Origin of the sequence: Pontibacter sp. MBLB2868 (genome assembly GCF_051904785.1) — a bacterium.
GTDB lineage: Bacteria > Bacteroidota > Bacteroidia > Cytophagales > Hymenobacteraceae > Pontibacter.
Genome location: NZ_CP196710.1, coordinates 2,529,722 through 2,552,725 on the forward strand (window position 1 = coordinate 2,529,722; position 23,004 = coordinate 2,552,725).

Genomic DNA, 23,004 nt, shown 5'->3' on the forward strand with positions numbered 1-23,004 from the left:
GGCATAGCATAATTTTATGCATAATAAACAATATTTTATACATTAAAAACTCTATATATTACCAAAGGTGCACAAATACCACAGATGCTTCCCCAAAAGCCTCCATTCTTCAACGGCTTCATCAGGTAAAAAGGGTGATCAGGATACAACTGCCACCGGAAAAAACATACCCCTTCGATCAGCACCACAGACGCCAACGTGATCCTGGCCAGGACCCAGGAGCTCCACACCGAGATCTGCCACTGCCGCACCCTGGCAAATGGAGAGTGGCCCTTCCCACAAAGAAGGCCTATTACCCCATGGGACGTCAACAGGCTCTCGCTTCTGCTCCGGGAGCTGCGCATTACCGTGACCACACCGCTGCTCCTGGCTGCCTGTAAACTTACCCCGGGCCAGTTCTCAGACACCGTCCAGCTGCTCGAACGCTTTATGTTCCGTTTCAAGGTCATAGGCAACCAACATGTCACTCCATTCGTGAACAACATCTATGCCCAGTCTGTGGCCATTCGGGCAAACCCAGGCGCTTACAGTCTACACTCGCTTGAAACAGCGTTGCAGGGCCTGCAGAACAGCAAGATACCGGACGCACAGTTCCGGAGCCTGCTCGACAGCCTGAACTACAAGGAAGGCGGGGGAAACCAGCCCCTGAAATACTTCCTCCTCACGTTGGAGCACTACTACCGCTGGTACAGGCAGGGCGCAGCCGGAAAGCCGGTTTGCCAGGACAAGTCCAGGATGTATGACTTTGCGACAACGACCCTGGAGCATGTTTACCCCCGCAATGCGCAAGGGACCAACGTTGATCCAGACCTGGAGCCGTTGAAAAATACGCTGGGAAACCTCACCATCATGGGGCCGGATGACAACGTGGCGGGTGCCAACGACAGCTTCACCCAAAAGAAGCCGATCTTTGAGCAGTCTTCTGTGGCCATGAACCAGGATATTGCCCAGCAACCGCAATGGGACGCCGCAACCGTCACTGGCAGAGCAGAAGCACTGAAAGACATGGCTTTGGCTATTTTCAGGTTTAATCAGCCGTACCGCCCTGCTTTTCTGCACATAGATCCTTTATCCGCAGCACAAAAAAATACGATGAGATGCGGTAACGGAATCACTCTTTTACAATTGAAATTTATAAATTATTATATTAAATTTATAACTATACAACCAAAAAAATAACTTTATGTCCGATTTCAGCCCATCTTATTACCTAAGCTATTGTTTTGCGGCTTTGCGTTCGTAAGAATTTTAAGAAAGCATATCTGTCAATTTAGTGATATATTAAAATGATAAACCCCAGCGTATACAAAGCAGTTACTATGCGGTTGCATTTTTATCTCTCAATAAATCAAGCCTTTAGGCTCTTACCTCTCCACCCATTTCTGAAAGTGCTATGTCAACTGGATTCTAAAAGCCCTATCTTCATTCCTCCAGAGGCCATAAATTGTCTTTATTCGTTATACGGGGCACATGCACTGGCTAACAAGTGCTGGGCACTCAGTCGAAGGTTCTGTAGCCCCTTGAAAAACTTCAGCGCTGATAGGTTGTGTTGCAGGTGCTTCTAAAAGAGAGCTTGATTTAGCAAAGAACCCAAATGCTTGATCCGCCAGCTACACTACTACTTCCTGTAGCTTTAACCAATAGTAGCTTTTTATAGTCAAAATGCCCCTCCGGTAACACTCCCTTACTTAACCCTAAGCCTACAATTCCTCGGCTGCCACTCCCACCCGGTTCAGGTACAGTCTCTCGGCCATATTATCTGAACCCGGATGTTGCTGCCCAGGCTTACTCACACACTGGTTTATCAGACATGCCAGTCCTTCAGCTAACGGGACCCACAACGACAATTTCAATTTGCCTAACCGGAGAAAATCTGAAGGGGCAGGGACAAACACTGGACCACTAAATTTAAAAAAACTGGCATACATAGCTAGTCCATACAAGCTATACATTTGCTAAAAATAAATCTAAAAACTATGAGCAAAAATGAAACAGCCCTGCTGCTGATTGACGTGCAGCAAGCATTTAAAAATGAAGCCTACTGGGGTGGTAACCGTAACAACCCACAGGCAGAGCAGAACATTGATTCGCTTCTGAGCGAGTGGAGAAGAAAAGGCTGGCCTATCATTCACGTGAAGCACAATTCCAGAAACCCGCATTCGCTTCTGCATGCCACCAACGCGGGTAACCAGATCATGTCCTGCGCAATGCCTATTGCCGGGGAACCTTTGTTTGAGAAGCAAGTGAACAGCGCTTTTATTGGTACACAACTGCAGGCATACCTCGAGGAACAAGGCATCAAAAGCCTGTTGATCGTGGGCTTCATTACGAACCATTGCGTATCTACTACCGCCCGCATGGCCGGAAACTATGGCTTTAAGGTGTTTGTAGCCGCCGATGCCACCGCTACCTTCGACCGGATAGGCCATGACGGCGTGCTTTATAAATCAGAGGAGGTACACCGGATTTCCCTGGCCAACCTGCATGAGGAATTTGCCACCATTGTGCATACAGCAGACATGTTAACTAATGTTGAAGTAAACGGTCATGTCAACGTATAGCATCCAACCGCTAACCAAGATGAGCCGCGACCCCCACCGTGGCTCTTATGACAAGGAAACCATACATTCTATTTTGGACGAGGCATTGGATATTACGATTTCGTACGTTGCCGATGACATTCCGATGGCCATCCCGACAGGTTTTGTGCGCCTTGATGACAAGCTGTATATCCATGGTTCCGTTAAGAGTCACTTTATCCGCCAGATTTGCCAGAACGAGAAAGTATGCCTGACTGTGTCGCTGTTGGACGGCATGGTGCTCGCTAACACCGCCTTCAACCATTCGTTCAATTATCGTTCGGTGATAGCATTCGCTAGGCCTTTTGAAGAAAGGGATGAGCAAATGAAAATTGATGTACTGAAAGCATTTACGGATAAACTGCTGCCTGGGCGCTGGGAGGATGATATTAAGCTACCCTCCAATGAAGAGCTGAAGGCGACATCAGTGGTGTGTTTCCCGTTGGAAGCGGCTTCAGCTAAAATAAGGGAAGGCCAGCCTCATAACATAAAAAGCGAGTTGCATCGAAAAGCATGGACAGGCTATATCCCGTTGAAAATGTGCTGGGAGACTCCTGTGCCCAGCCCTGATATGGCTGAAGGTATGCCTCTTCCGGTTTACCAGTAAAGCTTTATTTTGATGTCGGACAGAACGGGTGCAGTAGGCGAGTTTGTAGCTGCTAAGCTTTTTGCGTTAAAACAGTGTCTTTCGGTGTAAATGCAAACCTTTTTCTGTAAGCCTGAGAAAAATGAGAGAGGTTTTCAAAGCCGCAAACATCGCAAACTTCGGTTACTGTTTTATCAGTAAACCGAAGCAGGTAATACGCTTTCTGCAAACGTCTTTCCCGTATCCATTTGCCAGGGCTGGTGTGGTAGTGTTTTTCAAAATCACGCTTAAACGTTGCCAGGCTTCGTGCTGTTAGCTTAGCAAACTCCGCTAATGTTAACGGCTTGTCGAAGCACTGCTCCATGGTTGTATGCAGTAACGTAGCCCTGTTTTGCTGAAGCGATAACAGGAAACCCTGAAAAGCGCAATTGTCTTTATCCAGCAGCAACTGGTAAAAAAGCTCCATGCTTTTAAGATGTGTAAAGCTTTCACTTACCAAGCCGTTAAGCTGATTTATTTCTGTAACAGAATGCAGGTACTGCGCAAGCCGGCTGGTTACCTTTAATTTAAAAACAGGGGAATGGTATGCTGGTGATTTGCTCTTAGAAAAGGCTATATTTTCATTCAAAAAATCAGCCACTAGGCTATCATCCATAAAAAACAAAAGGCTCTGGAAATCACTGTCTGCAGGTACAATTTCAGACATGGCATAACAGCCCGCTTTTATAAAGATACCTTCCCCTTTTTCTACATGGTATTCTTCTGCATTCTGATGCAGGATCTTTTTCCCATTTAGCACAAAGGCAATTAGATGGCGGGTCAGGTATACTTCGTTGCGATGTTGGTTCTGAGACTGTTGATACCGGACTACCGAAATGGCAGGTAGCTGCGTGATCAAATCAGGACGGTTTAATTCGAAGTATTGTGGAAGTCTGACCATAAAACGGAGCTTGAGCTGAAAACAACAAAATTAGATCTTTTCAGCAAAGTACATGAAGAAAGTGCAACATAATTTTGTGTCCAAAATAACGATGAAAAATATAAACCTATGAAAATTACACTGTTATCATTGCTGCTTTTGATAAGTGTCAGCAACGCCAAAGCACAGCAAATTAAAGTACTAACTGGCTTTGCTTCTCCTGAGAGCGTCCTGCAGCAGGGCAAGCTGGTGTACGTTTCTAACGTAGGGCACCAACTGCAACCTGCACAGAAAGACGGAGATGGTTATATATCGCTTCTTTCCGCAGAAGGAGAGATGCTGGAACAACACTTTCTTCCATTGCCTGCCGATACGTTGCATGCCCCAAAGGGGATGGTCATCAACGGTAATACATTGTATGTAACAGACATTGACCGTGTGGTGGGTTTTGATCTGAAATCCCGCAGGAAGACATTTGACTTAAAACTGCACTCAGTCTCAGCGTTCCTCAATGATATAGAGGTACTGGATAAACAGCAACTGGTAGTAACAGCCACGGATGCAGGCAAAATTTTTAAGGTTAACATTACAGGGAAAGGAAGTTTTGAGGAGCTTATACTTCCAATAAAAATTATCGGGGCAAACGGGCTGAAATATGACCCCAGCAAAAAGATCCTTTACGTGAACGGGTTTGGCGAGAACGGCCAGCCGACCGGAGAACTTTACGCAGTCACTATCGGAAAACCTTCCACCGCAGCGCAGATTACACAAGCCAAAGGCTATTATGATGGCCTTGCGCTCACCACCGATGCCATACTACTTTCCAGTTGGGTGTCTTTTGATAAAGCCGGGGAAATCATCGCCATTAATCTTAAAGACGGCAGCCTAAACGCACTTGCATTACCGATACATTTTGCCGGACCTGCAGACATGTGGCTCGACAGCAAAGAGCAGGTACTTTGGGTACCTACGATTATGGATGGTAAGGTTTACCGCATTGCACTGAACGGCAGATAAAGCCGAAGTGTAGTTTGAAAGGAGTCCCTTGATCAAATTTACTACTGCTACAATTTATAAGTATGATCCAATTACTCAGGCCGTTTTTATTTTGGCTGGCATTACTCTCCCCTGCGCTTACTTTGGCACAGGGAGAGCGAAAACTGCAACCTGCTTTAACGGCAGAAGCCATGCAAATTGACGGGCAATTGTTGGAGACCGTCTGGCAGCAGGCCGCACAAGCCAATGATTTCTGGCAGGTATACCCGGTAGATACAATTAAAGTGCCACACCAAACAGAAGTATGGGTTGCTTATGATGAAACGAATCTGTACGTGGCAGCTAAATTATACGGCATCACCTCCCATCCTATTATCCAGACGTTGAAGCGAGATACAGAATACTGGAACAGTGATGCTTTTTCAGTCATCTTAGACCCCTTGCACAAGCGGATGGGCGGCTACATTTTTGGGGTAAATGCAGGCGGAGCACAATATGACGGGATACTGGATGAAGTAACCGGAGACGATAGTCCAAACTGGGATACAAAGTGGTTATCTGCTACCAAGGCAGGTAGTGATGAACTTACAGTGGAAATGGCCATACCGTTAAATGTGTTACGCTTTAATAAAGGAGGTGAAACCTGGGGAATTAATTTTGTGCGCACCGACATGACCCGCAACACCTTTTCTGTATGGAACAGGGTGCCCAACCAGTACATTTTTGTAACCCCTGCCTATGCCGGTGAGTTGCGCTGGCCCTCAGCTCCTGAAAGCAAACAGAACATCGTGGTTTCCCCCTTTATGAAGGGTAGTGTAATACAGGATGATGTACAGGCAAATTCAACAGCTTATAAAGCAGAGGCAGGAGCTGAATTCAAGATGCGTGTGGGATCTTCGCTTAATCTAGATGTTACCATTAACCCGGATTTCTCACAGGTGGAAGTGGACCAACAGGTTACCAACCTTGATCGCTTCGATCCTACTTTCCCGGAGCGCCGGGGCTTCTTCCTGGAAAACAGCGATATCTTTAACGGTTTTGGCACATGGCCAGCCCAGCCATTCAATTCCAGAAGTATAGGTCTTAAAAACGGAAAGCAATTGCCCATATTGTTAGGCACTAAGCTCAGCGGCAACCTAACAGAGAACCTGCGCATTGGGCTCCTGAATGTGCAGACACGTCAGCATGAACAGGAAAGTGCTCAGAACTATACCGTGGCAGCATTCCGACGCAGGCTTTTCAAACGCAGCAATATCAGTGGTTTGCTTACCAACCGCCAGGGCATAGGGAGTGGTACTAATTTCGAACGCACCAAATACAGCCGCACGTACGGTTTGGAGTTTAATTATCTTTCAGAAGACGGAAAGTGGGTTGGGTTAGCTCATTACCACCAAAGTATCTTGCCTGGAAACTTGAAAGACACTCGCTATTACTCCTTTAGCCTGCAACACAACGGACGTAACCTGCAGGCAACGACCTACTGGAGTCGGATTGGCAAAAACTTTAACCCGGGTACAGGCCTGACGCCAAGGCATGAAGTATATGACCTATTGGAAGACTCCGTGCATCGTGTCGGATTTTACCAGTATTGGGGCAGTTATTCCTATACCCTTTACCCCAAGCAAGGTAGCCGCGTATTGCGCCATCGGGTGGAGTTCCAGCCAACTGTATACTTTGAACTTCAGCATGTGCAGCAGCAGGAAGGAACCTACAACCTTAATTACACAACCAGCATGGCCAATCGCGCACAACTGGAGGCAAGTATAAAACATGTAGCCGTTCAACTCCCTTTTCCTTTCCTGGTACCTGGCACCAAAGAACCCTTACCAGCCATGCGTTACAACTTTACCAGTGCCCGGGCAGCATACCAGTCTGATCCCAGAAAAGCCTTTTCCTGGAACCTAAGAATGGAAACCGGTGCTTTTTACAATGGGGTAATCCAGAGTTACGGTGGAGGCATGAAATATAGGGTGCAGCCCTGGGGTACCTTCTCCCTGGACGCTACCCAACATTTTATTCAGTTACCAAAGGCATATGGAAACAGCCGGCTCATGCTTATAAGTCCCAGAACAGAAATAGCACTGCGGCACAACCTCTTCTGGACCACGTTCCTGCAGTACAACACGCAGCGTCAGAACTTTAACATCAACAGCCGCATACAATGGCGCTTCAAGCCGATGTCTGATGTCTACCTGGTCTATACCGATAATTACACTACCGAAAACTTTGTACGGTTAAACCGTGGGATAGTAATTAAAATGAATTACTGGCTAAATCTTTAATACTTTGACAAGATGAGCAACGGCGTACTTTCATACACCTTGTATTCATGGGCTCAAGCCAATACTAATGCATCTATTTTGCTTCCTGAAAACTATGAAACCTGAAATTACATTTAACTGGATTGGCGGTCCCACCTTTTTGCTGAAACTGGGAAGCTTCAAATTGCTTTCTGACCCTATATTTGCGGGAGGTCCTGTAGCTTTTTATATGGATGGGCACCCTTCCACAGGTGAAGATAATGCACCTATTCTGCGTTTTTCGCCGCTACCTTTTCTGGATTTAAATAATCTGGATTTGGTCCTGATCAGCCACCTTCACAGTGACCACTTTGACAGCTTCGCAACTAAAATACTTTCCAAAGAAAGCATTTTAGTTGCGCCAACAGCTCAAATTAACTCACCTAAACTTCAGAAGTTTATCAATCGCCAGCCGCTGGGTTGGTGGGAAGAAGTGTTGCTGGAAAAGGAAGGTGAGAAGCTGCGCATCATGGGCTTACCCGCTAATCACTCGCATGATGAGCCTACAAATGAAGCTTTAGGGATTGTAAACGGATATGAGCTGCAATACACCTCGGGCAACTTTGCTTACACCATTTACTGGACCGGCGATACGGTATGGTTCGATGAAATCAGGGAAATAAAAAAACGGTTGGGAAAAGTGGATTTACTTATTCCACACATGGGGGCAGTAGGCAAAGATGGTCCCTGGGGCCTGATGACCTTAGACAGCGGGGAGGCTACCAAAGTGGTGGAAATTATAAAGCCTTTTACTGTCATCCCGGTACACCACCATACTTTTTCACATTACACCGAACCTATTAGTCCGTTGGTGGAGAAAATGGTAAACAGCCCCTCAGAGCTTCGGGTATTAACGGAAGGCCAGACCACCTACCTATAAGCATCCTTTTACACTACATACAAAACACTTTTCATGACAACCAAAAACCTATTACGCTTTTTATCCTTTCTCATCCTATCTCTCATTGGGGGATGCAGTACTTCTAAAAGGGCACCAGGCTCCCTACCTGCACACGTTCCCGCTTTACAGGTGCAGGGGGATACCATAAGCTATACGGTAAATTATATGGAGCTCACTGCATTAAAGCTGACACCTCGGCAGAAACAAATACAGCTGGAGATTGAATGCAAAATGCCGGAGAACCATGTGAAATTTATAAGTGGTTCCGATTCGTTAGAGGTCTTGCTACGGGAAGGAACTTTTGTAAAACTGTACCTGGTACAAAAACAGGACACTGTTCTGGTAGAAATCACAGGTATTCCCAGAAACGTAAACTTTACCGATACATACATCAAGCAGAAATCCGGTATAACAGACGTAGAAATCCCGGAGGTACACGAGCTAGCCAATATCTTGACGGCCATTTCGCGTGTCGGGCAGCTTGATTCAAACATGGTGGATATGACCACCCCTTACTACAAGGAAGTATTAACCCACTTCCGGCCTTATCAGCAACATGCTATCGTGGACACCATCAATCAACATATTGTTAAAGCGTTGGATACCGATAGTTACTGGTACTACTATGCTTTAAAGATGAATGCCGCTGCTTATACATTTAATGCTAATGGGAAGATTGTGAATACGGGTGTCATTCGGAAAATGGGTTTTGACAATGAAATAGATCCCATCAGAATACATGCTGGCCTGCTGGAGGACTTTGCTCGAAAATCAGGGTTCAGAAAGTTTTATGAAGAACACCAGCCCTACTACAATAGCCTGATTTTAACTTATAAAGCCCTAAACCCAATTGATCAGATGCAACAGTGGCTACAGCGCAAATTCCCGATCAGTTATGGGAACTACCGCGTCGTTTTTTCTCCTTTAGTGGGTGGGGCACATGCGGCAAGGCGCTTTAAGGACAACGGCTTTGAGCAAACGCTCATGTTTATTTCACGGGCTGAGTTTAATAAAAAGTACAGCAGTAATCTGAATAAGCTGCTGAATTCCCGGGTGGTCTTTACGGAAATTGACCACAACTTTGTAAACCCGACTTCTGATAAATACCTAGCCCAGATAAATGATGCATTCAGTAACCGAAGTAAGTGGGTAAAAGAAATGCCGGGCACTAACGCTTACTCCTCCCCATACATGATTTTCAATGAGTACATGACCTTTGCGCTCTTCTCGCTTTACGCTTTAGATACTTATCCGAAGCAGGATGTGGACGAGTTTATGCCGAGAATGCATAAGCAAATGGCCAACCGCAGGGGGTTCTACAGGTTCCCGGAGTTTAACCAAAAGCTTATCTCTGTGTATTCGGAAAATAAAAATATTCAAATTGATGCGATATTTGAGGAAATGTTAAACTGGAGTAACGAAGTAAACGATGCATCGAATTGATTCAGCGACCACTATTCACCGAAATCGCTACATCCGTTACTTATGCAACACATAATCCATGCTCTAACTATGAAAAAATCATTTTACCTTTTGGCCCTGCTGCTTTTTGGCAGCGGTGCCAAAATAGCAGTTGCTCAGGCAGGAGATGGCATAACAGCTATCCCAAAAATTGTGGGAGAAGGCACCGTATCATCCAAAGATTTTGAGTTTAATTTCACTACTAGCAGCGACTCATCTGTTGCCTTTTTCTCTAAAGCACTTCTGCCGGATTGGCGAAGAATTTCGATTGTTTACTCAAAACGCAGGAAAGGCGCGTGGCAGAAACCAATGCTGGCTCCTTTCTCCGGGCATTACCGCGATGCAGACCCGTTCATAAGCCCGGATCAATCCAAACTGATTTTCATATCTGACCGGCCATCCAAGTACCAGAAGTCTCCTTCAGATTATACGCTTTGGATGATTTCACAACCATTCCTGTCAACCACAGAACCTGTTCAGCTGGAAGGGGACTTTTACCATCTGATAAGCCCCCTCTACCCCAGCCTGTCGCTTAACGGCAATTTATACTTTAGTGCCAACTCTGATCACGACAGCGATGTATACCTTGTGAAAAATGAAAACGGCAAATATAAACTGCCGGTAAAACTGACTTTTAATAGTCCGGAACACCGCGATCTGGACCCGATCATTGCACCAGATGAATCTTTCATCATCTTTACAAGCACATCACGAAAGGGCTTCGGTGGTACCGACCTGTACGTCTCCTTCCAAAACAATGGTATGTGGTCAGAGCCTGTAAACTTAGGCAAGCACATAAACTCTTCTTCGAACGAAGGCCAGCCCGGCTTATCCCCTGATGGAAAGAAACTATACTTCTCTACTATCAGACCTAAGGATAAAACGAACTATGCGCCCCGCGGCAAAAGTATAAAGACGGCTGAACTCGAGAAAGAGCTGAGTTCACCCTTCAACGGGCTGCCTAATATCTGGGAGGTCAGCATAGAATCCATACATGAACTAAATGAATACGCAAAGACGACAAGCAATTAAGACAGGACTAGTGTTTGCCACACTAGTCTTTGGGAGCAGTGGAAACAGCACTTTATTTAGCAAATCCTTTAATAAACAAAAAATGAAACTTACACTATTACGCCATGCCACGCTGGTAGTAGAACTGGCTGGAAAGAAGATCCTGATAGACCCGATGCTGTGTGTCAAAGAAGCAATGGAACCGGTACAAAATGCATCTAACCAACTACGAATACCGATGACCCCGCTCCCGCTGACCGCTAATCAGCTAACAAAATTAATTGACTCCGTAGACGCCGTGCTTATTACCCACACCCACCGCGACCATTGGGATGAAGCAGCACAGAATCTGATTCCGAAAAGCAAACATCTCTTCTGCCAACCTCAGGATGAAGAAAAACTAAGGGAGCAGGGATTTAGTAAAGTACATGCTGTTTCTGACGAATTTAAATGGGATGAGGTAACGATAAACAGAACAGGTGGCCAGCACGGTACCGGAGAAATAGGCAAAAAAATGGGACCGGTATCAGGATTCGTACTTCAAGCCAATGACCAGACCATGTACCTTGCAGGGGATACCATCTGGTGCGCCGAAGTACAGGAAGCCCTGGCAACGTATAAACCGGGTGTAGTAGTAGTGAATGCTGGTGCTGCGCAATTCCTGCAGGGCGACCCGATCACGATGACGGCAGACGATGTGCGCCACGTGATACAGGCTGCGCCAGCCTCAAAAGTAGTGGCGGTACACATGGATACTGTTAATCATTGCCATCTTACCCGTACAAAGCTTCGCGCTTACCTTACGGAGAATAAGCTGGCAAACAAGTGCCTTATTCCCGAAGACGGACAAACGCTTTCCTATGCCGTTTAACCTACTGCCTGCCTGCTTTCTGAACGTCTATATGGCTAAGATACGCTTCCTGTTACCGGTCCTTTTAATCCCGTATGTAATGCTGGCACAGACCAAATCACCGGAAACTCGATTGAAGGAACTTGGATTGCAACTGCCCGAGGCTGCGCAGCCGGTTGCCAGTTATGTCAATTATGTGAAAACAGGCAATCTGCTTTTCCTTTCCGGCCATGCCTATTGCGGCCAGGCCACCACAGTGGATCATGGCAAGCTCGGCAAAGACTTAACTTCGACACAGGGTTATGAGGCTGCCAGGAGAACGACACTTTGTCTATTGGCTACCTTAACTGAAGCCACAGGAGGGGACCTGAACCGGGTCAAGCGTATCGTAAAAGTATTGGGAATGGTCAACTCCGCGGAAGATTTCACGGAGCAGTCCAAAGTGATCAACGGCTGCTCAGACCTGCTGGTAGAGGTGTTTGGGGAAAAGGGCAAACATGCCCGGTCTGCCGTAGGCATGGCCGCCTTGCCCGGGAATTTAGCGGTAGAAATTGAAATGGTGGTCGAGTTGCGGGAAGACTAACCAGCCCGCTGCCTGGCTCCGGTATTGTATGCCAGCGCCAGGCAGCGGGCTACAGAGACTTAACAAAGCGTATGGTTCCAGAACAGGATCTTGCCGGAAAACAGCCCTGAGCACATTGCTTCAAACGCTTCCCGGTATTGCGCGAAAGGAAACGTTGCGCCAACCTCTAAGCGGAAGGAGGCCGCTGCTAGTGTATGGATCAATTCGTGCTCCATACTTGCTTTTACATCCGCAGGTAGCTTACAGAGCCAATTGTCCAGTCCAAAGCCTTTCACGGTAAGGAGCTTCATGATGATGTCCGCGTTATGGTACTGCACTTTATCCGGGCTAAGCAAACCGTAAAGCAGCACAATACCGCCTGTACCAACACACGCATATATTCCAGCCCCTACTCCTCCACCCACAGCATCCAGGGCTGCCGTTACGCCTTTATTTTCTGTTAACCGAAGTACCGTATCAGGCCATTTAGCATCCAGCACATCTACCACTGCCGCGGCCCCCAGGCGCATTAATTCCTCCCGTTCGTTCAGGCCGCGTATGGCAGCAATCACACGCACGCCTTTCGCTCTAGCTAATTGAATCATGATTCTCGCAACTGTAGAGCTGCCTGCAGTTACCAAGAGCCAATCATTTTCCGCAACCTTCGCTTCATAAAGCAATGCCCAGGCGGTTACAGGGTTAAGGGCAAACTGACATGCTTTTTGGACTGGAAACGATGGTGGCAATGCATACAGCTTATCAACGGGTACCTGGACATATTCCGCCCAGCACCCTTTGGTCCTGAAAGCAACCAGACTACCCGTTTGAACAGCAGCGCTTCCACCGGCTTTTACCACGATACCCGCTGCCTCCAGCCCGGCTATCTGCGGAAACACAGCCTGCTGCCGGTATTTTCCCTGGATAAACATCACATCAGCGGGATTAATAGGACTGGCCAGGACCTTCACCAGCACTTCCTGCGGGCTCACTTCAGGCAAACCGGCCGCTTCATAATGCAGGACATCCGCAGGTACACCGGCTTGTTTAAAAATAAGTGCTTTCATACGTTTTATTTTGATTGTAACGGAACCAAGAAGACATGGCATTGCCGAATCAGTAGTTGGTTTATAAGACGCAGCAAATATACTGTAATTTATTTACAGACAGACTTGTCTGTAAATAAATTATTATACTACCTTTGCTTATCGGTATACCCGCTAAATTTTTCATCTCAACTAAACAAAAAACTATGAATACGTTTTATCTGAAAAAATTTAAAACAACAGAACGGAGTCCCAGGCCGCCACAGCTAAAGCAAATTGCCTATTCTGCGCTGGGTGGACTAGTGGCTATCACTGCTATAGGCAAACTCGCACAGTTCAGTCAAATGCCGCTTCTCATGGCTCCGTTCGGAGCCACCTGTGTGCTGGCTTTTGGTGTGCCGGACAGTCCGCTCGCGCAGCCCCGCAACATCGTTGGCGGCCACTTCATCTCTGCTTTCATCGGACTTCTCTGCCTGCAGTGGCTAGGCGCCGGTTGGTTCTCTATGGCTGTAGGTGTTAGCCTCGCAATTGGCATAATGCAGCTTACCGGCACCACCCACCCACCTGCTGGTGCCAATCCCCTATTGGTTATGATGGCAAAGGCCAAATGGTCCTTTCTCTTCTCACCCGTTCTTGCCGGTGCCTTGGTGCTTGTGCTGGTTGCCCTGCTCTTTAACAATGCCTCAAAAGCTAGGCGTTATCCAAAATATTGGTTTTAAAAGCTCCAGAAAGTCCACAATCAAATGAATAAAACTGAAATAGAACAGGCTTATCGCAACATGAAGCCATGTATCAGCAAGACTCCGCTGATGCGGAGTGAGAAGCTAAGTAGCCTTATCCAGGGAGAGGTATACCTGAAACTGGAGAACCAGCAGTTAACAGGCAGTTTTAAGGTACGCGGAGCCTTGCAGGTAATGGCGTCGTTGCCAACCGATACCAAGTACAATGGTGTTGTGGCACCAACTGCCGGTAACCATGGGATGGGCCTGGCCTATGCCGGAAACAAAGCCGGTGTACCAGTGCACATTTACCTGCCTTCCACCGCGGATGCTGCCAAGGTTAGCTTTATGGAGGAGCTGGGTGCTCACATTACCTATTTCCCCAATATTGAGACAGCCCGGCAAGCGGCCCTAAAAGCAGCTGCGGATCAGGGCCTTACATTTGTTTCGGCTTATAACAACCCGAACATGATTGCTGGTGCCGGCACCCTTGCCCTGGAAATATTGAATGAGCTACCGGATCTGGATATTGCAGTGGTCTGCACAGGAGGTGGCGGACTGACAGCTGGTATGGGACTATATTTGAAAGCCCAACAATCACGCAGCAGGCTAGTGGCTGTGCAAACAGAGAACAGCCCAACCTTTGCAGCATGGTACAAGCATGGAAAAGTAACGCAAATAGCATTAGCACCTTCCATAGCCGAAGGACTGAGTGGTTATATCGATCCTTCTACTATTTCCTTTCCTATTTTCAAGGAGGTAGTGGACGAGGTGGTGACGATCTCCGAAACGGAAATAACCACAGCCATGAGATGGCTTTTGGAAGAGCATGAACTGGTTATTGAACCCTCTGGGGCCGCCGGAGTAGCTGCTTTATTGGCCGGCAAAGTAGCTGTAGCTGGCAAGAAGGTAGTGGTTACGGTAACTGGTGGAAACATATCGCCAGAGCGATTTGGATACCTGATTAAAACTGGACTTTCTTCTTAACCCTAAGCTGATGGGGAGTATAATAAAGTATGGATTAACAGGCACCGCGTTATTTCCGGCAAAAAAAACAGACAGACTTGTCTGCAACAATAATTATACTTACCTTTGAGGCATGAAAAAGGTGAAGGAGAGAATATTAGAGACAGCGCATGAGCTGTTTTACAACCAGGGTTACTGCAATACAGGTATTAATCAGGTTATCGAAGAAGCGCAAGTGGCGAAGGCTAGCCTCTATCAGCATTTTCCTTCTAAAACAGACCTGTGCATCAGTTACCTGCAGTACCGCGCCTCGCAATCTACTTTCAGAGAAAAGGTAGAACCAGCTAAAACCAGGGAAGAGGTGGTTCTTAAAACCTACGAATACCTGGTCGATTACTTAATGAATGGCAACTTTCGCGGATGTGCATTCCAGAATATTGTGTCGGAAGTTAATCCACAGGAAGATAAGCGCATTTTACAAGAGGCCAAGCGGTTGAAAAGTGTTTCGAAACGATATTTTCAGCGAATGATCGCAAAAGATCCGGAAAACGTAACCGGAACGGAAGAACTGCTCGGTAACCAGTTGGTGGTACTTTTCGAGGGAGCTATTATTACCTACCAGATTCACCAGGAACTATGGCCTGTTGATGCTGCCCGTGCCGCTTCTCTGGCACTTGTTAAACAAGCATAAGAATAAACTCATGAGGTAAGTACTTCCTTTTATGTGCCAACTAAATTTCCTGACAATTTTACTGCCTGTGTAGTGGTTACCATTCTTACACAATGAATATAAATTTTTTTTATAAAAGACAGACCTGTCTGTATATAACATATTCCTTTGAGTAAATTATTTACCCTAAATCAGGCGCTCCTACTGATAGAGTGCCAGAACGAATGGCTTAATCCGCAGGGAAAGCTGCATCACCTGATGCAGGACAAAGAACAGTTTGAAGAATCCGCCAGCAACCTTACTCATGTCCTGAGACAGGCACGTGCGCGAGGGCTAAAAGTTATTCATTCCGATCTGCGCTTTCAGGAGGGATACCCCGAACTGGCCGGCGGCAAGTGTGGCTTGCGCGATGCAATTCCGGAGGCCGGCACATTCCAGGAGAATAGTTGGAACAGCCAGTTCTACCCCTCTCTCCAGCCAATAGCGGGCGAGTTTATCGTGCGGGGGCGAACTGGGGCCAGTGCCTTTTCCGGCTCTAACCTGGACGTGTACCTGCGCCATAACGGGATCACTGAACTATTCCTGGCAGGATATGCCCTGCATGTCTGCGTAGAGAGTACCATGAGAGATGCCCATGACCGGGGTTATCTCCCTTTCCTGATCATAGACGCCAGCGCCGCCTTCACTGCCATGCAAAAAGCGCATGTGCAGGAGCATGTTATCCATCACTTCGGTCAAAGCCTCACAACAGAGGCTTTATGCAAAACAATGCGAAAGGCAAAACAACTACAAACAGATGTCATCAACCACTTGCATGTTCATTATAAAATCTAAATGTTTATAAATATGAGAAAACAATTAGTAGAAAGCGTGGCTGAAATAAATGTGGTCATACTTACTGGAAAGGCCCTGGAGACATTTCAGATATTTTACACCCCGAATGTGGTCATGCAGGAAATTGACAACGAAAACATATTTGGCAAGGGGGATAGTCTGCTCCGTCAGCAAGAGTTCTTCAGCAACATCACATCCTTTAACGAAGCGGAAGTAAAGTCTGTTTCTCTGGCAGAGAACAGAAGAGTGGTGAAGTGGTTCCAGCACTACAAACGCAAAAAGTGGGAGGAGCGGAAGTTCCACCAAGTAGGCGTGCAGCAGAGGCAGCGTCGTGAGATGACCCATGAGAAGTTCTACTACGGTTCCTCAGTGTACAGTCCTAAATGAAACGCATCCCAACCTTCGTTTTGCTAGGAGCCGTGCCCCTGGTCTGGGGCATGAACTTCCACCTGGCCCGCTATTGCGTACAGCACCTCCCCCCTAACACGGTTGGATCCATACGGTTCATCATCGCAACCCTGCTGCTGTTGCCACTTTTCCTGGCACTTGAGCGGCCAAAGTGGCCCAGCCTGAAGCCGCACTTAGTTGCCATGGCTGTTGTGGGAGCCACTGGTGTGTTTGGGTACAATTACCTTTTTTTTAAAGCCATGCAGACGACAAGCCCTACCAATGCCTCCCTCCTTTTGGCTTTCAACCCACTGGCTACCCTGTTGCTTTCCACGCTATGGCTCAAGAAGGAAGCAAGGCCACTGCAGTGGGTCGGGGTAACCTTAGGCATGGCAGGCGTGTTGCTCATCGTCACCCGGGGGGAGCTACAGGCTTTGCTCGGTATGAAGATAAGCTACGGGGAAATCCTGCTCCTGCTGGTGGCTCTGTCTTTTGCCTTTGCCAACATTATAGTACGAAAATACCTACAGTCAGTCTCCTCCCTTGCCACCTCTACTGTGAGCACGATAGTGGGCACCCTACTTCTTTTAGCTGTAGCTTGGTTCGAGCCGCATCCTGCTGTGCCTTTCACCGCTACTCCGTTGTCGGTGTGGCTTGCATTGTTCTTCATGACCATGGGCGGGTCCATTATTGGCTATATTGCCTGGAACCATAGTGTCGCAAAAGTAGGGGCTGAAAAGGCGGCTCTGTTCATGAACCTCACCCCTTTTTATACCGTGCTGATTGCCCTGTGTATGGGTCAGCCCGTGGAACTACTGCAACTGCTGGGTGGAGGGTGCATTGTCAGCGGCATCGTAATGGCCAACCTACAATTGAAGCGAAAAGCTGCTAAGCCTATGCAGGTTTCCAGCTCCTAACATAAGAAATAAAATATATAACTATGAAAATCACACGTTTAAGTTGGGCCGGAATCATTATTCAGCAAGATAGCACTATGCTGATGATCGACCCTGTAGAAGATTTCACATCCATGGAGCCCTACATGGGCAGGCCCTTGGCTCCAGTTATCCCTTTTGCCGGGTGCATACAGGCCGACGCCATCCTATTGACCCATGTTCATCCTGACCATCTCGATGAAGATGCTATCCGCAATACATTAAGGCCAGGAGGTAAGGTTATCTGCCATAAAGCCGCCGCAGACAAACTGAGAGAACTGGGCTTCCCTGTACATGCCTTGGAATTAAACCAACCCCATACTTGTGGTGTTTTCACTGTCACCCCTGTTTTTGCCCTGGACGGAATCGGCCATGAGCAGGTGTCCTGGTTGGTCAGAAATGAGCTGGGGCAGCAGTTGTTCCATGGGGGAGACACCATCTGGCACAGCCGTTTTTGGGAGATTAATAACTCCTATGGCAAGATAGATGTAGCCTTTCTACCAATCAATGGCGTCGTAGTAAATTATCCGTTTGTTGGCTTTGCGCCACTGCCGGCTTCCCTTACACCGGAACAAGCCGTAGTAGCCGCCAAAATCATGCATACCGACTTACTCGTACCGATGCATTATGGCACTTTCCATTGCCCCCCTATATATACTGAGTTCGAAGCAGTCGAAGAAGTCTTTGTGAGTGCCGCATTAAAGTATGACATGAAGTATAAACTCATACCAGAGGGTGGTATGCTGCGCCTTGCAGAAATATAAAAATCCATTGCGCTACTTTAAAATAATACCTCGGGCAAGTTGTGCTTTGCGCAGGACTATACTTTGAGCACAAAGGACAGGTACTTGGCCTGTCCTTTGTGCTTCTACATAACATATACCTCTTTCCTTTAGTCTCTCAGCTCAAGATTATACGGCAGTCAGAGCGGCACATGATGGCTGCTAAGGTAATTTCAGAACCCGCTGTAACGAAATAAATGGCCGTGTGAATGGAAAGCTTTGAAACTTATAAGTCCCAATAAATACATTAAAACATCTAACACTATGAAAAGAGTTACTACGAATGTGCTCCTGCTACTCCTGCTAATTTTCGCACCATTTGCATTATCAGCAACAGGCACTCCAAAGGCTGAAGCGGAGCTCAATGCCATTATGAACGCCTATGTAGCGGCTACCAATTCACACGACTTTGAGAATGTGCAGCCCTTACTGCTCTCAGATGCCATCTACTGGTTCAATAAAAGCGAAAGTCAAGGCATCGCAGCCATCCGGAAGAACTTTGAAAGCACCTGGGGTTTTCTACCTGATGAAGTGTATGGTATAGTGAATATAAAATGGCTTTCGGTAGAAAAGAACAGTGCCACCTGTATTTACGAGTATACCTACCAGGGAACCCACGAAGGAAAACCTATGAAAGGCAAAGGCCGTGGTACCAGCGTGCTGGTCAGGCACCATGGAAAGTGGCGTATTGCCCATGAACATCTTTCCATTCCGCAATAAACCCACGATTGAATGCAGCTATTCAACAAAACCTACTGCCAATTAAGAATGGCAGCTTGTACGTTTATAATTTATTCAAATACATAAAGTATAAACAATAGCCTGGACTTTGCTGTCCCTATTCCATTTCTTGTGGAATTCAGCAAGGAAATTAGTGATGCATTTGAAAGTGACCTGAGGCGCACCATTAACCTTAGCGCAGAAATACCATTTTTAATGGAGGTAAAATATGTTACACAGACTCCAGGTCAGGAACATAAAAAGGATTTGTTCAGCCGCAACCGGTACTTTGGAAAGAGACACGAATTTGAATGAGATGAGGAACTGGGGTGCTTTGAAGTTACTATTTAACCAATAGGACCCATATTATATTATATACTAATACGGACACTTATTTTCCGGCAACAGCATACTCCACATCGCTTTAGACCATCCTCAGACCAATGAATACTGAGCAGCAGTACCAGGTAAAATACCGACGTGAGCGTTACATGCTACTATTACAAATTTGCTCCGGGAATACTGAAGACAAAATACCACTTTTGCCAAAGCGGCTGCACCCAGCTCCCTGATTTTTGTTACTCTACTTTTTGCTAACACGCCGCTCCTAGCCTGTGCACTTTATTTAAAAAAATCTTATACCTGTGCTTGGTATGCCTCCAGCGGAACGTTCCATATCTTCTACCTGAATGCAATGAATAACTTCCTGCTCCAGGAAAGCCCCCTCCTCTGTGATTAAATTGCAGTCAAGAGAATCAAATGTCCGGCTGATGTATGATCTTGGCCCATGCAGGTATGGGGGATGCATTTACAGGTTATCTAGCCGGATTATAGCCACAGCTCTAAGCCTGAGTGGACAAGCTTCTGACACCGTATCATCAGATTGTCGCCAATTTTCAGTTACTTTTGTAGCGTGGTTGAGGCCTTGGAATTGCTGACTTTACTACTGGTTCAGCTACGCTTGAAAGTTATACCAGCATTGTGTTGATAATACGTATCAAACCATTCCTGACTGTCTCTGAATGTTTGGAGGAATCAATGATTATTTAATCCTTCATACGCAATATACTGAGCTAAAAAAGGGGAGCTATTAACTCCCCTTATTACTTGTGGTTCCTCCTAATATTGATCTTCAGGAAAGCCGGTTCTTCTGTGCCCGGACACATGATAAATAGTGCCTGGTTCGTCGCTAAATTCAGCTTTGAAGTAAATACTATCGGTTTTGATCTTTGTTTTTGATACACCACCGTCCTTGATTACTTTGCCCTCAGTAATGCTGACATTGTTATCTGAAGCGGTATTAATTGCATCTTTCACCGAGAAGGAGCGACTTGCTACATCCAGTCCGGACTTAATTTTAAAATCCCGAAAGTTACCTTGGTCATCCACCCATATGGCATCAGACTTGTTGGCCGCCGTGTTGTAGGTAAGTAAGGGGGTATATCCTGCCTTCTCCACATCTTCAAAGACACCTGGGTCTGTTTCAACTTTGTACGTCACCCACCACTCGCCTGAGACAGGATAAGTAGCAGTGTATTTTACTTCCGGGGCATCCTTTTCACATGCGCTCATAATGCTACATGAAATGAGGATGGCGATTAGGTATAAGCACTTTTTTTTCATCTGATTTAATCTTTTTCAATTTAAAATTTAACAAACGTGCGGATGCCAGCGCCATACCCGGAGTTAAGCACTTCCCAGCTGTAACTTTGTCCTAAATCCACGGTGGCTTTGGTAGCGGCAAATTCGCTGCCATTCACGTCTTGCGCGGGCACACCTAATTTATTTCCTTCATAGTGGTAAAAATGAACGGTGGTAGACGAGCCAGCTGCTGACGTCCCCCCCACATTATCTGTGACATAGTGCCCTACGCCAAGTTTGTTCACCGTAGAAACACCGTTCGCACCAGCGTTGCGCTTGTACTTCCCGCTCATGTCAGCATCGGCAACAGCCGGATCGATCACGCCCACATAGCGTCGTTTAATAACTGAGAAGCCATCTTTATTCGTCGCCGAGTAGGTAATGGTATACACACCGGGAATATTCGTGTTCACAGTTCCATTTACTGACAATTCGATCCTCTGGCCATCTTCAGAAGCTTCAGCCCCTGGATCGGTGAAGACCTCTCCTATCAAAACAGAGTTCCACTGCTCTCCTTTCACCGTAATGACAGGATAGTAAGTAGTCCTGGAAATTCCCTCCGTATCTAGTTCCTTCTCGCAACCGGAAAAGACAAATACCGAAAGCAGCACTAATATGATCGTATTCTTGATTTTTTTCATGGTTTTGTTTTTAAAGTATGTTAGCGAACATCCCACCAAACCGGCTTGATAATGGGCTCCACTGATTGAGGGGCATTCGGATTGCGTTGTCTTTCTTCCTGTGGCCAGGGCAGGCGCGTTGGGAACTGCCTGCCTGAAGTAATGCCTTCTACCGGGTAAGTGAACTCTCCTGGCTTGTAGGATGCATCTGTTGCCCCTACCGGACTTGTCTCCGGGTAGCCGGTTCTGTTGCGCTCTAGGAAAGCTTCTATACCTTGATATGTACCCGCTAAGGCCACCCATTTCTGCACGATGATCGCTTCCAGCTGTTCTTCTACTGAAGTACTAGCCGGATAAGGGTAAAGGGCACCTCTCTCCGCTCCGATCTGCACGAAGGCAGCATCTACTCCCTGGTTGTAAAGGGCTGCGACATCGCCTGATCCCAAACCACGTAGGGTGGCTTCAGCTTGTAAGAAATAGCTCTCAGCCTTGGATATAAAATAAACAGGAGCAGTAGGCAGAATCAACGCCCTGGAGATAGTGCCCGGCACCAACTGCGAGGTTGAAGTACCCGAAGTGCCCTGCACCATCGCTTTCTGCCCTCCTGATCCAGGGATGTATACGTTATCCAGACGCTTGTCCCCGTTGGTCTGTAGGAACGAGAACAGCGTAGTGCTCGCCTTCAGGTTCTGATTGGTATTCAAAGCCGGACTTTGATCCATCTCATAGAGCGGGTTACGCTTGCTGGTAGCATCGGAGAAAATAGCCATGCTGGCATCTGCCTCTAAGAATTTCGCTCCTTTGTTGTACAAGCTCCTGATACCCGCTTCCGCCACGGCAGGACGGCCATACACCTGGCGCAGGTAAATCTTTAGCTTCAGGGTATTGGCAAAACGCACCCATTGGCTCATATCCCCGTTGAAAACGACATCGCCATTGCTCAGGTCAGGTGCTGCCTTGGCTGTCATCGGCATAGCCAGGGCTTTGTCTATTCTTACAATCAGTGAATCATAAACGGCCTGTCCATCCCTGAAGACAGGTGCCAGGTTTTTCGTTGCCCCCCCCTGGCTAGCCTCGTCAAATGGGATCTTATCATACAGGTCTACCAGCACCTGGTAGTTATAAGACTCCATCACGGTGGCCATCAGGTAGGCATTCCAGTTATTCTCAGCCGCTGCTTTGCTTTTGACAAAGCGGTAATTGTTCAGGGCACCGGCATATTGCTCCGTCCACCTGCCGGTAAATGCAGTTGGCTGGATATTGAACTGGTCAATGTCAACATATTGGTTGGAACCGTTGTTTTGGGTATAGTATTGCGACCAGATGCCACCAAGTATAGCATACTCTCCACCTACTGCACTAGCAGTCGAAGTAATCGCTGCCGGTAGCACCAGTTCCACAGGCGCATCTACAGGGTTATTCGGGTCTACGTTCACATCCAGGAATTCTTTATCGCAGGAAGTGGTGGAAGCGAGCAGCGTCAGCGCCAACCCCATGTTTAGAAATACTTTCTTCATTATCG

The 23,004-nt window shown here is 46.9% G+C and carries 23 protein-coding genes; 18 read left to right on the forward strand and 5 right to left on the reverse strand.

Annotated features, from left to right (window positions below; genetic code table 11):
* The first annotated feature begins 198 nt into the window (after window positions 1-198).
* The 3 genes from ACSX1A_RS10700 to ACSX1A_RS10710 all read left to right on the forward strand — a co-directional run bounded on the left by ACSX1A_RS10700 (window position 199) and on the right by ACSX1A_RS10710 (window position 3,186).
* Window positions 199-1,179 carry an HNH endonuclease family protein gene (locus ACSX1A_RS10700; RefSeq protein ID WP_439879645.1) on the forward strand — a complete coding sequence of 327 codons (981 nt, stop codon included), beginning with the start codon at window positions 199-201 and terminating at the stop codon, window positions 1,177-1,179.
* Window positions 1,180-1,976: 797 nt separating this feature from the next.
* A complete protein-coding gene (locus tag ACSX1A_RS10705) occupies window positions 1,977-2,561 on the forward strand; it encodes a cysteine hydrolase family protein (protein WP_439879646.1) in 585 nt (194 codons plus the stop codon).
* Complete coding sequence (locus ACSX1A_RS10710; protein ID WP_439879647.1) at window positions 2,548-3,186, forward strand: pyridoxamine 5'-phosphate oxidase family protein; 639 nt, start codon at window positions 2,548-2,550, stop codon at window positions 3,184-3,186. The genes ACSX1A_RS10705 and ACSX1A_RS10710 overlap by 14 nt, the downstream gene beginning before the upstream one ends.
* A gap of 52 nt (window positions 3,187-3,238) precedes the next feature.
* Here ACSX1A_RS10710 and ACSX1A_RS10715 read toward each other — a convergent pair whose 3' ends face one another.
* Window positions 3,239-4,105, reverse strand: coding sequence for a helix-turn-helix transcriptional regulator (locus ACSX1A_RS10715; protein WP_439879648.1), 867 nt, complete (start codon window positions 4,103-4,105; stop codon window positions 3,239-3,241).
* Between the two features lie 108 nt (window positions 4,106-4,213).
* On the opposite strand from ACSX1A_RS10715, the gene ACSX1A_RS10720 reads away from it, so the two are divergent.
* The 7 genes from ACSX1A_RS10720 (at window position 4,214) to ACSX1A_RS10750 (ending at window position 12,186) form a co-directional block, all read left to right on the forward strand.
* Entirely contained in the window at window positions 4,214-5,101 is an 888-nt protein-coding gene (locus ACSX1A_RS10720; RefSeq protein ID WP_439879649.1) for a hypothetical protein, read from the forward strand.
* Between the two features lie 62 nt (window positions 5,102-5,163).
* Complete coding sequence (locus ACSX1A_RS10725) at window positions 5,164-7,362, forward strand: DUF5916 domain-containing protein (protein ID WP_439879650.1); 2,199 nt, start codon at window positions 5,164-5,166, stop codon at window positions 7,360-7,362.
* Between the two features lie 94 nt (window positions 7,363-7,456).
* Window positions 7,457-8,260, forward strand: a complete 804-nt coding sequence (locus ACSX1A_RS10730) for an MBL fold metallo-hydrolase (RefSeq protein ID WP_439879651.1) — start codon at window positions 7,457-7,459, stop codon at window positions 8,258-8,260.
* Window positions 8,261-8,446: 186 nt separating this feature from the next.
* Window positions 8,447-9,724 (forward strand): DUF4932 domain-containing protein, encoded by a 1,278-nt coding sequence (locus ACSX1A_RS10735; protein ID WP_439879652.1) that lies wholly within the window; start codon window positions 8,447-8,449, stop codon window positions 9,722-9,724.
* A gap of 69 nt (window positions 9,725-9,793) precedes the next feature.
* Window positions 9,794-10,774: a hypothetical protein gene (locus ACSX1A_RS10740; RefSeq protein ID WP_439879653.1), complete on the forward strand. Its 981-nt coding sequence runs from the start codon at window positions 9,794-9,796 to the stop codon at window positions 10,772-10,774.
* An 82-nt stretch (window positions 10,775-10,856) separates the two neighbouring features.
* Complete coding sequence (locus ACSX1A_RS10745; protein ID WP_439879654.1) at window positions 10,857-11,624, forward strand: MBL fold metallo-hydrolase; 768 nt, start codon at window positions 10,857-10,859, stop codon at window positions 11,622-11,624.
* Entirely contained in the window at window positions 11,614-12,186 is a 573-nt protein-coding gene (locus tag ACSX1A_RS10750; RefSeq protein ID WP_439879655.1) for a RidA family protein, read from the forward strand. Before ACSX1A_RS10745 ends, ACSX1A_RS10750 begins: the two co-directional genes overlap by 11 nt.
* A 59-nt stretch (window positions 12,187-12,245) precedes the next feature.
* Here the strand turns inward: ACSX1A_RS10750 and ACSX1A_RS10755 are convergent, their stop codons facing one another.
* Window positions 12,246-13,229 (reverse strand): quinone oxidoreductase family protein, encoded by a 984-nt coding sequence (locus ACSX1A_RS10755; RefSeq protein ID WP_439879656.1) that lies wholly within the window; start codon window positions 13,227-13,229, stop codon window positions 12,246-12,248.
* Between the two features lie 185 nt (window positions 13,230-13,414).
* On the opposite strand from ACSX1A_RS10755, the gene ACSX1A_RS10760 reads away from it, so the two are divergent.
* The 8 genes from ACSX1A_RS10760 (at window position 13,415) to ACSX1A_RS10795 (ending at window position 19,221) form a co-directional block, all read left to right on the forward strand.
* Window positions 13,415-13,927: an HPP family protein gene (locus tag ACSX1A_RS10760; RefSeq protein WP_439879657.1), complete on the forward strand. Its 513-nt coding sequence runs from the start codon at window positions 13,415-13,417 to the stop codon at window positions 13,925-13,927.
* Between the two features lie 24 nt (window positions 13,928-13,951).
* Window positions 13,952-14,914, forward strand: a complete 963-nt coding sequence (locus ACSX1A_RS10765) for a threonine ammonia-lyase (protein ID WP_439879658.1) — start codon at window positions 13,952-13,954, stop codon at window positions 14,912-14,914.
* Between the two features lie 112 nt (window positions 14,915-15,026).
* Window positions 15,027-15,584 carry a TetR/AcrR family transcriptional regulator gene (locus tag ACSX1A_RS10770; RefSeq protein WP_439879659.1) on the forward strand — a complete coding sequence of 186 codons (558 nt, stop codon included), beginning with the start codon at window positions 15,027-15,029 and terminating at the stop codon, window positions 15,582-15,584.
* Window positions 15,585-15,731: 147 nt separating this feature from the next.
* The gene (locus ACSX1A_RS10775) at window positions 15,732-16,397 is read left to right on the forward strand and encodes an isochorismatase family cysteine hydrolase (RefSeq protein ID WP_439879660.1); all 666 of its coding nucleotides are present in this window, start codon (window positions 15,732-15,734) and stop codon (window positions 16,395-16,397) included.
* 12 nt (window positions 16,398-16,409) lie between these two features.
* Window positions 16,410-16,784, forward strand: a complete 375-nt coding sequence (locus ACSX1A_RS10780; protein WP_439879661.1) for a hypothetical protein — start codon at window positions 16,410-16,412, stop codon at window positions 16,782-16,784.
* Window positions 16,781-17,701, forward strand: a complete 921-nt coding sequence (locus ACSX1A_RS10785; RefSeq protein WP_439879662.1) for a DMT family transporter — start codon at window positions 16,781-16,783, stop codon at window positions 17,699-17,701. The genes ACSX1A_RS10780 and ACSX1A_RS10785 overlap by 4 nt, the downstream gene beginning before the upstream one ends.
* 23 nt (window positions 17,702-17,724) lie before the next feature.
* Window positions 17,725-18,483 (forward strand): MBL fold metallo-hydrolase, encoded by a 759-nt coding sequence (locus ACSX1A_RS10790; RefSeq protein WP_439879663.1) that lies wholly within the window; start codon window positions 17,725-17,727, stop codon window positions 18,481-18,483.
* Window positions 18,484-18,765: 282 nt separating this feature from the next.
* Window positions 18,766-19,221, forward strand: coding sequence for a YybH family protein (locus ACSX1A_RS10795; RefSeq protein ID WP_439879664.1), 456 nt, complete (start codon window positions 18,766-18,768; stop codon window positions 19,219-19,221).
* Between the two features lie 1,119 nt (window positions 19,222-20,340).
* On the opposite strand, the gene ACSX1A_RS10800 is transcribed toward ACSX1A_RS10795, so the two are convergent.
* From ACSX1A_RS10800 to ACSX1A_RS10810, 3 genes are all read right to left on the reverse strand, one after another.
* Window positions 20,341-20,793: a lipid-binding protein gene (locus ACSX1A_RS10800; protein ID WP_439879665.1), complete on the reverse strand. Its 453-nt coding sequence runs from the start codon at window positions 20,791-20,793 to the stop codon at window positions 20,341-20,343.
* A 71-nt stretch (window positions 20,794-20,864) separates the two neighbouring features.
* A complete protein-coding gene (locus ACSX1A_RS10805; RefSeq protein ID WP_439879666.1) occupies window positions 20,865-21,539 on the reverse strand; it encodes an immunoglobulin-like domain-containing protein in 675 nt (224 codons plus the stop codon).
* Entirely contained in the window at window positions 21,524-22,999 is a 1,476-nt protein-coding gene (locus ACSX1A_RS10810; protein ID WP_439879667.1) for a SusD/RagB family nutrient-binding outer membrane lipoprotein, read from the reverse strand. The genes ACSX1A_RS10805 and ACSX1A_RS10810 overlap by 16 nt, the downstream gene beginning before the upstream one ends.
* Window positions 23,000-23,004 lie beyond the last annotated feature (5 nt).